Origin of the sequence: Streptomyces sp. CA-106110 (genome assembly GCF_050936285.1) — a bacterium.
In the GTDB taxonomy this organism is placed as follows: Bacteria; Actinomycetota; Actinomycetes; order Streptomycetales; family Streptomycetaceae; genus Streptomyces.
Window position 1 is genome coordinate 6,346,131 of record NZ_JBNJNB010000001.1, and the last position, 13,204, is coordinate 6,359,334.

At 68.9% G+C, this 13,204-nt stretch carries 10 protein-coding genes; 7 read left to right on the forward strand and 3 right to left on the reverse strand.

What is annotated here, in order from left to right:
- The first annotated feature begins 4 nt into the window (after positions 1-4).
- The 3 genes from ACQEXA_RS29225 to ACQEXA_RS29235 all read left to right on the forward strand — a co-directional run bounded on the left by ACQEXA_RS29225 (position 5) and on the right by ACQEXA_RS29235 (position 3,103).
- Positions 5-1,009 carry a transposase gene (locus ACQEXA_RS29225; protein ID WP_433131531.1) on the forward strand — a complete coding sequence of 335 codons (1,005 nt, stop codon included), beginning with the start codon at positions 5-7 and terminating at the stop codon, positions 1,007-1,009.
- A gap of 77 nt (positions 1,010-1,086) precedes the next feature.
- A complete protein-coding gene (locus ACQEXA_RS29230; protein ID WP_433130488.1) occupies positions 1,087-1,464 on the forward strand; it encodes a transposase in 378 nt (125 codons plus the stop codon).
- Positions 1,465-1,768: 304 nt separating this feature from the next.
- Positions 1,769-3,103 (forward strand): YncE family protein, encoded by a 1,335-nt coding sequence (locus ACQEXA_RS29235; protein ID WP_432929945.1) that lies wholly within the window; start codon positions 1,769-1,771, stop codon positions 3,101-3,103.
- Between the two features lie 472 nt (positions 3,104-3,575).
- Here the strand turns inward: ACQEXA_RS29235 and ACQEXA_RS29240 are convergent, their stop codons facing one another.
- On the reverse strand, positions 3,576-5,579 hold the full coding sequence (locus tag ACQEXA_RS29240; RefSeq protein ID WP_432929943.1) for a hypothetical protein: 2,004 nt from the start codon (positions 5,577-5,579) through the stop codon (positions 3,576-3,578).
- Positions 5,580-6,061: 482 nt separating this feature from the next.
- Here ACQEXA_RS29240 and ACQEXA_RS29245 point away from each other — a divergent pair, with 482 nt between their 5' ends.
- Positions 6,062-8,434 carry an N-acetylmuramoyl-L-alanine amidase gene (locus ACQEXA_RS29245; RefSeq protein WP_433131533.1) on the forward strand — a complete coding sequence of 791 codons (2,373 nt, stop codon included), beginning with the start codon at positions 6,062-6,064 and terminating at the stop codon, positions 8,432-8,434.
- 845 nt (positions 8,435-9,279) lie between these two features.
- Here the strand turns inward: ACQEXA_RS29245 and ACQEXA_RS29250 are convergent.
- Both ACQEXA_RS29250 and ACQEXA_RS29255 read right to left on the reverse strand, forming a co-directional pair.
- Positions 9,280-10,167 carry a helix-turn-helix transcriptional regulator gene (locus ACQEXA_RS29250; RefSeq protein WP_432929939.1) on the reverse strand — a complete coding sequence of 296 codons (888 nt, stop codon included), beginning with the start codon at positions 10,165-10,167 and terminating at the stop codon, positions 9,280-9,282.
- A 28-nt stretch (positions 10,168-10,195) separates the two neighbouring features.
- Positions 10,196-10,399 carry a hypothetical protein gene (locus tag ACQEXA_RS29255; RefSeq protein ID WP_432929937.1) on the reverse strand — a complete coding sequence of 68 codons (204 nt, stop codon included), beginning with the start codon at positions 10,397-10,399 and terminating at the stop codon, positions 10,196-10,198.
- Between the two features lie 476 nt (positions 10,400-10,875).
- On the opposite strand from ACQEXA_RS29255, the gene ACQEXA_RS29260 reads away from it, so the two are divergent.
- The 3 genes from ACQEXA_RS29260 to ACQEXA_RS29270 all read left to right on the forward strand — a co-directional run bounded on the left by ACQEXA_RS29260 (position 10,876) and on the right by ACQEXA_RS29270 (position 13,062).
- Positions 10,876-12,168 (forward strand): alkaline phosphatase, encoded by a 1,293-nt coding sequence (locus tag ACQEXA_RS29260; protein WP_432929936.1) that lies wholly within the window; start codon positions 10,876-10,878, stop codon positions 12,166-12,168.
- Positions 12,169-12,440: 272 nt separating this feature from the next.
- Entirely contained in the window at positions 12,441-12,677 is a 237-nt protein-coding gene (locus ACQEXA_RS29265) for a hypothetical protein (RefSeq protein WP_432929934.1), read from the forward strand.
- A 52-nt stretch (positions 12,678-12,729) separates the two neighbouring features.
- Positions 12,730-13,062: a hypothetical protein gene (locus ACQEXA_RS29270; RefSeq protein ID WP_433131535.1), complete on the forward strand. Its 333-nt coding sequence runs from the start codon at positions 12,730-12,732 to the stop codon at positions 13,060-13,062.
- The last annotated feature ends 142 nt before the right edge of the window (positions 13,063-13,204 follow it).

Sequence of the window (13,204 nt, forward strand, 5' to 3'; positions counted from 1 at the left end):
GAAGGTGAAGAGTACCCGCTGGGACCACCGGCTCGGCGTGCGGGCCGACGACCGCAACCTCGTGGGGCACGCCGGCGTCGTGCTCCTGCGCAGGATCGCTGACAAGACCGGACTGACCACGGCCCTGGCCCGAGCCCTGCCCCAGGGAACCGGGCCGGGCTGGCGTGACCGCGGCGAGGCCCTGGTCATGCTCGCCTGCGCGATCATGCTCGGCGCCACCAACGTCCTGGAGGCCGAGCAACTCCAGCACCACTGGCGGCGATTGTTCCCGCGCCCGATCTCAGACAGCACCCTGCGCCGCGCCCTGGAGGCGATCGACGGCCCGGTGGCGGCGCGGGTTGAGCGCGTCCGCGCTGCGATACGACGCGTGGTGTGGACGATGCTCGCCCTGCGCCCCGGGGGCTTTCCCTGGATCTCGGTGTGCGGGCGGGAGCTGGCCGGCTGGTACGTCCTGGATCTCGACGCGACCATCGTGACCTGCAGCAGCCGAAAGGAGGGGGCGGCCGGCACGTTCAAAGGCAGCTATGGGCATCATCCGCTGGGGGCGTGGGTGGCCAATACCCGCGAGTGCGCGGCGATGCTACTGCGGTGTGGCAACGCCGCCGCCAACGACGTCGCCGACCACAAGAGCGTCCTGGCCGCAGCTCTGCGCCAGCTACCGCTGCCCATATGGTCGAAGCTGCTGATCCGGATCGACGGTGCGGCCTTCAGTCACGCCCTCCTCGAGCACCTGCAGGCGCTGACCACCAGCCGGCGCCGCGTGCGCTGGGTGACCGGCTGGGCGATCAACACCGCGGACGAGCGGGCGATCGCGCTGCTGCCCGAGCAGGTGTGGACTTGCGCGCTGCGGCAGGACGGCCAGGTGCACGAGATCAAGGGCCCCGACGGCGAGTGGCTGTCTTACCAGGTCGCCGAGCTGACCGGGGTGCGCGACCTGACCGGCTGGCCCGAGGGGATGCGGCTGATCGTGCGCCGGGTAAACCCTCGCGCCGGGATGCGAAGAAGCTGACCGCCTTCGAGAAGCGCACCGGCTGGCGCTACCAGATCATCGCCACCAACATCCCCGCCCACCACGGGCTTTCCGGGGTGCCAGCCTCCGGGCAGATGTGGTTCGTCGATGCCTTGTATCGCGATCACGCTGAGGTGGAGGACCGCGTGAAAGCAATCAAGCGGGTCGGGCTCGCCCTGCTGCCCTCGAAGTCCTGGCAGCTCAACGCCGCCTGGATCCTGGCCGCCGCCCTCGCGGCAGACCTCGACGCCTGGATGCGACTCCTCCTCCTGCATGACGAGCCGGAGCTGGCCGGTGCCGAGCCGGAGACGATCCGGATGAAGCTGTACCACCTGCCCGCCCGCCTCACCGCCCATGCCCGCCGACGCACCCTCCACCTCGACCGCACCTGGCCATGGGCGGCCGCGTTCGCCACCGCCTGGCAGCGCACCACCGAACTCCCGGCCGCCCCCTGACGGCTGGTCACCACCCCGACGAGGACCAGGAAGGAGAAGACCCGCACCACCCTCGGGTCCGTGGAACCCGACGCCCCCGCAGCGTCATGCGACGGCCCACCCCGACACGGCACGGGACATAACGGGCAGACAGCCGCCCATGGCGAGGCCGTCACGCCGCAGAACAATCGAGGTCAACGCCCGTGCGATCCCTGTGACTTCCTGCGTGACTCAAGTTGACGCTGTTGTCAGAGCCCTCCTCTAGCCTCCCTCACGTGGCCGAAAACCAGTTTCGGTCCGTCACTTACCGGAAGAGATCCTGGACTTGACTGGCAAGAGAAATGCAGTGTCCTTCGCCCTGGTCTGCTCGATGGCTCTGCTGGGCGCCGGCACCGTACCGGCCGCCGCGGACGGCGTCGCCGACAGCAGTGCCACGCTGCCGATTTCGTCGGCTTCGGACATCGTGGTGGACCGTGACCACCAGCGTGTGTTCATCAGTTCTCCCGCCGACAACAGTGTTCTGGTCACCGACTTCAGTGGTTCGGTAGTCGGCGAGATCGACTCCGAGCCCGGCGCGCAGGGACTGGCGTTGAGCGGCGACTCGAGCTTCCTCTACGTAGCGCTACCGGATGCCCACGCTATATCCATGATCAACACGAGCACTCTGCAGGAGTCGAACCGCATCCCGACAGGCATCAATGTCCAGCCGCGTCATCTGGCTGTCGTAGGCGACAGGGTGTGGTTCGGCTACGACTCGTCACAGGAGGGAAAACTGGGCTTTTTCGACCGCAGTACATGGAATGTCGCTCTGGACCAGGACGGTAGCCACCACTTCGAGTCCGCGCCGGTCCTGACGACGTCCAACACTGCTCCGGTGCTGGCCGCCGGTTCGACCTGGCTGGGCACAACAGAAATCCAGGTGTACGACATGTCGTCCAACCCACCGGTGCCGACGGCGTACACAGCTTTCCCCTCCGACGCGGGCAGCGGTGGGCTTCAGGACATGGCCGTCACGCAGGACGGCACCCATATCGTGACGGCCGGCGGATCTGCGTCCGACGAGCAGGCATTCCGTATGTCGGACTTGAGCGTTGACGGCAGCTACACGACCGGACCCGGGGCGAACGCGGTGGCCGTCGCGATGGACAGCAGGATCGCTGCCGGTGTCCTGGGGCAGGACTCGCATGACCTCTCCATCTTCCAGCCCGACGACAGCACAGCCCTGCAGAGCTACGACCTCACCGATGAACTGGTGCCCGCAGGTCTGGCGTGGACTCCCCTCGCTGACCGACTTCTCGCCCTCACGCAGCCACAGGGCGGTGGCCCCGTCACACTGCGCGTGATCGGCTCGCCCGCCAGGGTCTCCACCACTCTCTCGCTGCAGGCTCCCGCTACTGCTCACCGGGGCAAGCCGCTGACCCTGACGGGTGTGATCACCTCGGGAATCCCGCTCACTGACGGGTACACCGTTACGGTGACCCGCACCGACTCCGCCTCGCCCGGCGGCGTCATGGTGGGCACGCCGTCTGTCGCCAGCGACGGCAGCTTCACCCTCACCGACACCCCGCCCGTGGCCGGAGCGGTCGTCTACACCGTCACGTACCCGGGCGACTACACACGCATCGGCGCGGAGGCCACGGCTACGGTCCGGACAAGGTAGGGCGGCGGCTCACCTGCAAACCTGCCCGCGCGGGGTAGACAGCGGTCAGTGTGCTGTCCGGGGCGACCGTTCACGGCTTCATGAGCGAAGCCGTATTTTCAGGACCGGTTGCGTGGCATCAGTAGCTGACATCAACAGAGGCGTACAACCGCGTACGGTGGCTCGCCCGTAATCGGTGGACGAGCCGACAGATCCGAGCAGGCGAGCGGTTTGTGATGGTGCTGCATGCGCCTACGGATCAGAAAGTCTCTGACATCCCTTGCTGACATCAACGTCGTCGGACGGTGGCGGATCCAACGGGCCTCCAGCGGATCGGAGAGCCGCCGCCGCTCATTGTTCCGGCAGATCGCTGTGAGCCGAAGTCGAACTTGTAAAGCGAAGGTCGTCGGTTCGAATCCGGCAAGGGACTCTACTTAGGCGATGACCTGGGGTTTTCCCCAGGTCATCGTCATTTTCCCAGAGAATGTACGGCTCAGGGCACGTACGACCGAGTGTTGCTGGCCCACAGGGCGCCGCCCTTGCCGGGTCCGCCGGTGCTTGTGTAGACGACGAGGTTGCCGTCGCTCTGCAGTAGGGCGTACGCGCCGGTGTGGCCGTTGGTGTGGGTGGACCAGAGCGCGCTGCCGGTGCTCGAGTAGACGACGAGGTTGCCGTCGGTCTGCATGTAGGCGTAGGCGCCGGAGTGGCCGGAGGTGTGGCTGGACCAGATCGCCTTGCCGTCGCGCTTGCGGTAGATAACGAAGTTGCCGTCCGGCTGCATTACCAGGCGGGTGTATTGGGTCTGGGTCCACCAGCCGCCCAGGAGCTTCTGGCCCGAGCCGATCTTCGTCGACCGCGTGTAGGTGCCGTCCGACCACAGCGAGCCGCCGGTGCTGGGCCCGCCGCCGGAGCCGTAGACCACCACGTTGCCGTCGTCCTGCACCAGGAAGTACGCGCCGGTGTGGCCGTTGGTGTGGGTGGACCAGAGCGCGCTGCCGGTGCTCGAGTAGACGACGAGGTTGCCGTCGGTCTGCATGTAGGCGTAGGCGCCAGAGTGGCCGGAGGTGTGGCTGGACCAGATCGCTGGGCCGCTGCTGCTCGTGCCGTTCGTTTTGAGGTAGGCGACCAGATTGCCGTCGCTGCCCATCGCAAACGTGACGTTCGCGCTGCTCAGGCGGTGGCCGGAGGTGAGCTTCTGGCCGGGCTGCAGCGAGTTGACCGTGTTGGCGCCGCCGGCGAAGGCGGTGGTGCCGTTGGGGGTGCCGAGGCCGGTCGGGCCGTCGTACCCGGAGCCCGCGGTGCACAGGTAGCTCGTCGAGCAGGTGCCGTCGGAGCCCGCGGTGACGTCGTTCAGCGCCGACCTGTGGCCGTAGGGGTCGGAGGACGGGTAGCTGTTCGCGGTCGGGGTGCCGGCGAGCGCGTAGGTGGCCGCGATGAGGGGCGACGAGGCGCTGGTTCCGCCGTAGACGTCCCAACCCAAGGCGCCGTAGGTGTCGTAGACCGCGACGCCGGTGGCCGGGTCGGCGACCGCCGAGACGTCAGCGACGGTGCGCTTGCTGCAGCCGGTGTCGGACTGCCAGGTGGGCTTGGCCTCGTCCGCGGAGCATCCGGATCCCGTGCCGTCGGTCGAGTCGGTGGACCACACCGACTCACTCCAGCCGCGGGAGTTGCTCGCGCGGCTGAGCGAGGTGCCGCCCACCGCGGTGACGTACGGGGAGGAGGCCGGGTACTGGACGCCGTAGCCGCTGTCTCCCGCGCTGACGGTGATGGCGACGCCGGGGTGGTTGAAGTACTGGACGTCGGCGGTGGTCTCGGTCGGGTCCTCGGTTCCGCCGAAGGAGTTGGAGACGTACTTCGCGCCGAGAGCGACGGCCTCGTTCTCGGCCTTGCCGATGTCGGTCATGTCCGTGGAGGAGGCCTCGACGAGCAGGATGTGGCACTGCGGGCAGGCGGCGCTGACCATGTCGAGGTCGAGAGAGATCTCGCCGGCCCAGCCGGAGTCCGCGCTCGGGTAGGTGGTGCCGCCGCTCTGGTTGACCTTGCGGAAGCAGCCGTTCGCCGTGGTGCAGGCGGGAAGGTTGTACTGGGACCGGTAGGCGGCGAGGTCGGACTCGGCGTTGGGGTCGTCCATGGCGTCGACGATCGCCACGGTCCGGCCCGAACCGGCTGTGGCGGACGGCAAGTTGTAGGCGCTCTGCAGGTCCGATGGGCCGTAGCCGGACGGGGTGGTGTCCGGGCTGACAGTCAGGTGCTGGACGACGTCGGTGCGGGCCTCGGCGAGGCACGCCACGTGGCCCGGCGTGGTGGCGTGGGCGCACAGGTGTTTGACATGGGGCGCCCCGGTGGCCGACGGTGCGGCGGACGCGGTGGTCGTGAGCCATCCGGTCGATATGAGTGCCGTGGTGGACAGCAGGGCGGCGGTGGATGCCGCCCGACGTCTCCTTGAGAGCAAGGAAATGCCCTTCTTGTGGTGGTAGCGACCGAATGGCTTGCCCATGACAGTCGGATGCTGCCGATCAATGCCGATGCGAGATCCGCAGATGGGGGGCGCAGGAACGCTAGCCACACCGCCGACCACGAACAATGCGGAACAGGTAAATCCTTGATCAGAATTGCGTAGCCAGGCGACCGAGGCACGAGCGCTGCTCGACCGCGTCATCGACGGCTCTTGATCGAACGCGCCACGCCGGCTCAGACGGAGCCGGGGGCGCGTTGCGGGCCCGATGGTCGGCGTGCGTCCGTTCCCTACCCGGGTTCGGGATCTGTGACGCTTGAACGTTCTGGCGCGCTGTTACTCCAGGGCACTCATGTGACAGCTGTGCCCTGTTGGGACAGTTATGACAACGATGAGGCTTCAGGGCGGGCATGAAAACTGAACACGGGGCTCGGCGTGGTCGTCGAGCCGGACTGAAAACGCGCACGTGGGTGGCGCTCGGGGCGGTGATAGCCGGGGGTAGCGCGGCTGTCGCGACCGTCGCGATGGCCGGATCGGGCGGCCATGCGTCGGCCGCGCCAGCGCCGATCAAGACGCATGTCCACTCGCTGGCCCTGACCGGGACCAGCGCGTCGCTCAAGACGCTGGGGGCCCAGTCCACGGCCGCGTTCAGCATGGTGGGCGTCACCTGGAACGGCGCGCGCGCCAAGCTGCGCGGCACGGTGGAGGTGCGGACCCGTTCCGCCGTCAGCGGCCACTGGACCCAGTGGCTGAAGATGCAGCAGCCGGACGACCTGCCCGACGCGGCCGAGCTGAACCGTCCCGGTGTGCGCGGCGGGATGTCGCCTATGTGGTCGGGGTCGTCGAACGGAATCCAGGTCCGCGCGACCGGCACCGGCAAGACGACCGCGCTGCCCGCCGGGCTGCGGGTGGACCTGGTCGACCCGGGCAAGCCCGCCGCCGGCGGGACGCAAGCCTCCGGATTGGACCTGGCGGGCTACGCCATGGACGCAACCGCCACCGACACGGCGTCTTCGGCCGCCACCGACACCACACCGCCAACGGACAGCGCCGCCCCGACCGACACCGCAACGGCTACCACAGGCACCGGCGCTTCGGACACCCCGACCGCAACGGACTCCGCCTCACCCACGGACACCGCGACGGCCACGGACTCCGCCTCCGCCGCGCCGTCCTTCAGCGCCTCCAGCCCCGCCTCCACCTCGCCGAGCGCGTCCCCGACGTCCTGGCCCAGCCAACTTCCGTCGCTGTCCCAGGCGTACCCGTCCTGCACGACCTCCTCCAGCAGCCCCTCAGCGTCGGCGTCACCGACCCCGCCGAACCCGATGCCGGCCGCGACCACCTCGACGGTGGCCCCGCCCACCGTGGTCACCCGGGCCGGCTGGGGCGCGGACGAGTGCGCCCGGGAATCGGGTTACCCGACGTACGGCTCGGCAGTGAAGGTGATGTTCGTCCACCACACGGACACCACCAACAACTACTCCTGCGCGGACTCCCCGGCGATCGTGCGCGGCATCTACGCCGAGCACCTCAACCAGGGCTGGCGCGACCTGGGTTACAATTTCCTCGTCGACAAGTGCGGCACCATCTTCGAGGGCCGCTTCGGCGGGATGGCGCTGCCGATCGTGGGCGCCCAGACCTACGGGTTCAACACCAACAGCATGGGCGTGGCCGCCATCGGCACGTACACCGACCTCAGCGGTGGCGACTCCACGGCCAGCACTTTCCCCGGGGTCGCGCCGAGCCAGGCGATGCTGGCCTCCATCGCCCGCATCGCAGCCTGGAAGTTCGGCATGACCGGCGTGAACCCGGGCACCGCTACCGCGTCGCTGCCCGAGGGCGCCTCCGACAGTTATGGTTTCACCCTGGGCAAGAACTACAGCTTCAACGCGATCTCCGGGCACCGCAACGGATTCGCCACCGACTGCCCCGGCAACCAGCTCTACAACGCCCTGAGCACGATCCGCTCCTACGCGGCCGGCCCGGTCGGCGCGCTCTCCGTCACCGGGATGTCCGGCGGGGCGACCAAGTCCGGGACGAGCTACTACACCAAGGGCGCGGCCACGGTGAGCTGGACGACCGCCACGCCGTCTGCGGTGATCTCCGGGTTCGACGTCCTGGTCGACAGCAAGGCCGTGGCGCACACCTCCGGCTCCGCCCGCTCCGCCTCGATCTCGGTGGCCGCCGGCAGCCACACCGTCCAGGTGCGCGCCACCCACGTGCGCGGGTCGACCACGCTGTCGGGCTCGGTCACTCTGGTCGGTGACACCACCGCGCCCACCTTCCCGACCTCTCCCGGCGTGCAGGTGCGCACCGGCACGGTGAGCTCCACCGCGGTCCCGGTCACGGTGAGCTGGAAGGCCGCCGACAATGCGGCGCTCGCCAAGGTCATGGCGACCGCGCCGTCCTCGGCCACCTTCGGCCCGACGGTGACCTCCTGGGCGACCAGCGCTAAGCCCGGCGCCTCGGATCTGTTCGCGCTGAAGGCGTACGACGTGGCCGGCAACACCGGCGGCGTCTCCGTCTCCCGGACGCCGAACATCATCCAGGAGACCTCCACCACCCGGACCGGCACCTGGACCCACAAGAACAGCACCAGCTACCTGGGCGGCTACTCCTACAGCTCCTCGTCCGCCGGGGCGTCGATCAGCTGGACCTTCACCGGACGTTCGGTGGCCTGGATCGTCTCCCGGGCCTCCACTTCGGGCCAGGCGTACGTCTACGTCGACGGCACCAAGGTCACCACGGTGGACCTGAAGTCCTCGACGACCCTGTACCGCCAGGCGATCTGGACCAAGAGCTGGTCCAGCCCCGCCAAACACACTCTGAAGATCGTCGTGGTCGGCACCTCGGGCCGCCCGACCGTCACCACCGACGGCATCGCAACCATCGGCTGACCGGTCGGCCACACCCGACGAAGGAGCCCTCTGCCCGCGGAAAGGCCGCGGGCAGAGGGCTCTTTCAGTGGCCTCGCTCCGAACGGCCGCACCGAATGCCAGTCCCCCCTCAAAATCACCATCCACCACTTGAAGCACCCTCGCCACGTTCATTCGCCATGCTTAACGGAAGGACCGGAGGCCACAGTTGCGCTCGATAGACGACTTCGCGACCTCGGAGCCCGTGCTGCGGCTCTTGCTGGCCGGCAACGCGGAGAACCTGCCGCACCGGGAGGCGCTCTGAGAGTCGATTGTGTGGACCTGCCGCATCGAAGGCCGGGAGCGCTCTTTCAGCGCCAACTCGAATCGCCGTCTGACATCAACGTCCGCAGACAACAGCATCCGAGTACGGACGTGCACTGTCATTGTCTTCACTGGATACCCCACCCCCGGAGGAGCCGGTGATCGCCTGAAAAGCGAACGGTCGCTGCGGTCCAGTCACGGGTCTGGCGCGGCAGTGTGGGCCATGTGTGGGCCAGCACGAGGGCAATCTGTCTCCTGCGAGGCGTTGACGCAGGTCAGGGGCTGAATCGATACCGACACCACGCCGCTCTTGAAATCCGTCGTGGCGCGAGTCACCGTGGGTTCAAATCCCACACCCACCGCTTGCAGGTCAGAAGCATCGCAGGTCAGAGGGGGTGCCCCCGTCATCGGGGGCACCCCCTCTGCATGCGCTCTGTCCCGTCCTGATCCGCGGTATCCCACCTTTGACCAGCGCATGCGGCCCACCTGTGGCCCGGGCTCAGGGGCGTCTTCCGCCGACCGGACCGCCGGATGCCGATGTCGGTGTCCCGTGGTCGGCGGCTTCACCGTACGGGCGGGCCGGTCTGCCCTGCGGGGAATTCCTGGATGCCGAGTACCCGCAGCAGGTCCAGCCGCTCGCGGGTCTCGGTGTCCGCCGGGGTGAGTACCACCAGCTGCTGGCCCTGGTCGGGGGTGACCAGCGTCTCGCAGTCCATCAGCAGGCGGCCCACCCGTGGGTGCAGGAAGGTCTTGCGGTCAGCACGCCGGACCGCCACCTCGTGCTCGGTCCACAGCCGGCGGAAGTCGGCGCTCGCGGCCTGCAACCGGTCGACGAGCCCGGTGACTGTGGGGTCGCCGGAGCGGCGGCCGGCGGCCGCGCGCAGGTCGGCCACGAGCTGGCGGGCGTGGTACTCCTGCTCCTCGGGCGGGCAGATGGCGCGGGCAGCAGGGTCGGTGAACCAGCGATGTACGACGTAGCGCCGGTCGCCGGAAAAGCGGGTGTGGTCGCCTGACAGCAGGACGGCTGCCCGGTTCTGGGCGAGGACCTCGCCCAAGTCGGACAGCACCAGGGCCGGGGTGTCGCCGAGAAGATCGAGCATGCGTATAAGGCCGGCGCGGGCCAGGCCGGCCACCCCGTCGGCGGGCGGGGGCTGGTGGCCCGCCAGATGGAACAGGTGGTCGCGCTCGTCGTCGGACAGACGCAACGCCCGAGCCAGCGCCCCCAGCAGCTGGGTCGAGGGCTGACTGCTGCGGCCCTGCTCGAGACGTACGACGTAGTCCACCGACACACCGGCGAACATGGCCACCTCTTCCTGGCGCAGACCGGTGGTGCGGCGTCGGGGGCCGTCGGCGAGGCCGACCTCGGCCGGGCGGATCGCCTCACGGCGGCGGCGCAGAAAGTCGGCGAGCCGTGATTCCCCGCACGATCGGGCACGGATGGGACTTGGCAACTTTTGATCCGTGGCCCTACGGGCACAGTCAGCCTTCGCCGTGACTGGGCGCCGTGAGGTCCACCCATATCCACGGCTCGTACTGCCACGTGCGTACTTCGCCGATGACGAGGTCGACGGTCGCTCCAACTGGCGGCAGTTCCTGGGCGAGTCGCTGCACTCCGGGTTGTTTGCCGCGGCGAACGACGTCCAGCGAGGCGCCCACGGGCTCGTATTCATGGAGTTCTGCCATGAGGCCCCATGGCTCGCGACTGGTGATTGTTGCCTGGACTGTCTCGCCTTGACGGAGCTCGCTGAGGGGGCGCCTCGGTTCATTTGCCATGGCGGCATCGTCCCTCCTCGACCCACCACCCGCTCCGGCTCCCAGCACTACGGAGGACCGGCACAGCGCCGCGCACACCACGCGACCGAAGCACGCGCCCAACCCCCGGTCACGCCCTCGACCACGCAGCGGAATGCGGAGTCCCGGCACAGCGCTGACCTGCGACGTCGACCGGATAGGGGCGTGCCGTCGCCGGGGTGTGGGGCGTGCGACCAGGAGGGGACGGAGTCCGTTCTCGCGTGAGCTGTTCGAACAAGTACGGCCAGCGCCTTTACCTCCCACTGAAGATCTCGTCGCGTGCCGGACATCTTCCCTTGGTCAATCACCTCCCAAAGCTCCTTATGTTCGCGGTCAAGCAATGGGCAAGAACACCAACGGAGGATGTTGTGTCCCAGGATGTTCGTAGGGCGCGGCGGTTCGCTGCTCCTGCGGCTGCCGCAATCGCCGCGGCCGTCGTGACGATGGTGGTCAACCCGACGCTGGGCGCGTCGGCTTCGGCTCCGCACGCCCCGGCCAAGGCCAAGGCCCCGGCTGCCAAGAACGTCATCTTCATCAACGGTGACGGCATGGGCGCCGCGATGCGCCAGGCCGCCCGCCTGCACTTCACCGGCCTCGGCGGCCAGCTCGCGATGGACAAGCTCCCCGTCTCGGGCCAGCTGACCACCGAGCCCGACGACCCGAAGGCCGTCGTCACCGACTCGGCCGCCGCCGCCACCGCGTGGGCCACGGGCGAGAAGACCTACAACGGCGCCATCAGCGTCGACGTCGACGGCAACCCGCTGGCCACCCTCGGCCAGCAGGCCAAGGCGGCCGGCAAGGCCACCGGCCTGGTCACCACCGCGCAGGTCACCGACGCCTCGCCGGCGGCGTTCTTCGCGAACACCGCCAACCGCTCGGCGCAGGACGAGATCGCGCGCCAGTACATCGAGGTCAGCAAGCCCGACGTCATCCTGGGCGGCGGCGAGGACTGGTGGCTGCCCGCGGGCGACGCCGGCGCGTTCAAGGACCAGCCCGCCGAGGACCCGTCCGAGGCGAGCAAGGGCACCAAGGGCGACCTCATCAAGAAGGCCCAGAAGGCCGGTTACTCCTACGTCTCCAGCGCGGACCAGCTCAACCGCGTCAAGGACGGCAAGCTCCTCGGCCTCTTCGCCAACGAGGAGATGTTCCAGCAGCGCCCCGAGGGCCAGGGCGACGTGTACAGCCCGGTGGTCGGTCTGTCCACGATGACCAGCAAGGCGCTGAGCACGCTGGACAAGAACAAGAAGGGCTTCTTCCTCATGGTCGAGGAGGAGGGCACCGACGAGTTCGGTCACTCGAACAACGGCACCCGCGTCCTGCAGTCCATGCAGGAGCTGGAGAAGGCCGTGGCCGTGGCCCGCGCCTACGTCGCCACCCACCCCGACACCCTCCTGGTCGTCACCGGTGACCACGAGACCGGCGGCCTGGCCGTCGAGGAGTCGGACGCCGCCGACGAGTCCGGCACCGGCATCTCCGCCGAGGACGGTCCGTTCACCATCCACGGCAGCGAGAAGAGCTTCTACATGGACTGGACGACGTCCGGCCACACCGGTGTGGACGTGCCCGTGACCGCGGCCGGCCCGCTGTCCGACCGCTTCACCGGCAAGCACGCCAACACCTACGTGTACGACGTGCTGCGCCAGGCCCTGACGCGCCACTGAGCGACGCGCTGACGGTGGATCCCCGGGGTGCGATCACCCCGGGGATCCACCGTCTTCACTGAGCGCCGGGCAACGGCACCTGTCTCGTGGCCGTCCTGTGGCCACTTCGGCGCCTGCCAGGTGCGCACCGTCGGGCAGCCTTCGGTCGCCCTTCCCCGTCGGGCATCGATGCTGATTCAGCGGCCTTGGCCGATGGGTACGCTTCCGGGCAGCCTCTGATGATCAGTGCCTGAGCGCCATGTCGCGCGGCGCGGTCTGAGGTGGAGGAGGGGATGACCGTGGTCTACCTGGTACTGGCTGCGTCGGCGGTCGGGGCCGTCGTGGCGGCCGCCATGATCGTGCTGGTGCGTCGTGAACGGCGCCGGTCGGTTTCGAGTCCGGAAGCGCGGCGAATCGAAGCGGCGGCTACGAGGGGTCTGCGCGATGCGCGCCGCCAGGCGCATGCCTACCAGCACTTCAGCGACTCCAGCGGCGTCAGTGCCCTGCGGGATCGTGACTCCCGCTCGTAAGACCGTCCGCTCGTAAGGCACCGTCAAACTCTGCGGCGGCACCCGAGCGGTCTTGAAAGCAGGGGCAGCCGCCTCCGACGGAGAGCGGATCGCGGTCGGCCTGGTCGCCGCCATTCCCACCATCGCGACCGCCGTCGGAGCATGCGTGCTGGTCGGCGCGGCCGGCATCGTCTTCCTCGCCGCAGGGAACGCCACGATCCAGCTCGCATCCGATCCCGACTGCCGCGGCCGGGTGACTGCCCTGTGGTCGACAGCGTTCATCGGCTCGCCGATCATCGGCGCGCTCTCCGACGCTGCCGGCGCCCGTTATGCGCTCCTGCCCGGCACCGTCGCGCGCCTGCGCGCCGTGGTCATCGGCAGCCGGCCCGCCGGGCAGAGCCGCTGACCAGCACAGGGAATGACCGCCGTGAACACCGCGCGCCTGCCGCCCACCGCATCGGTCCCATCTGGTCGGTCCCGACCCCGGGGAATAGTCTGGGCGTATCGGATCTTTTCGGGCAGTCTGCTCGTCGGTGCGGGTGCCAGGG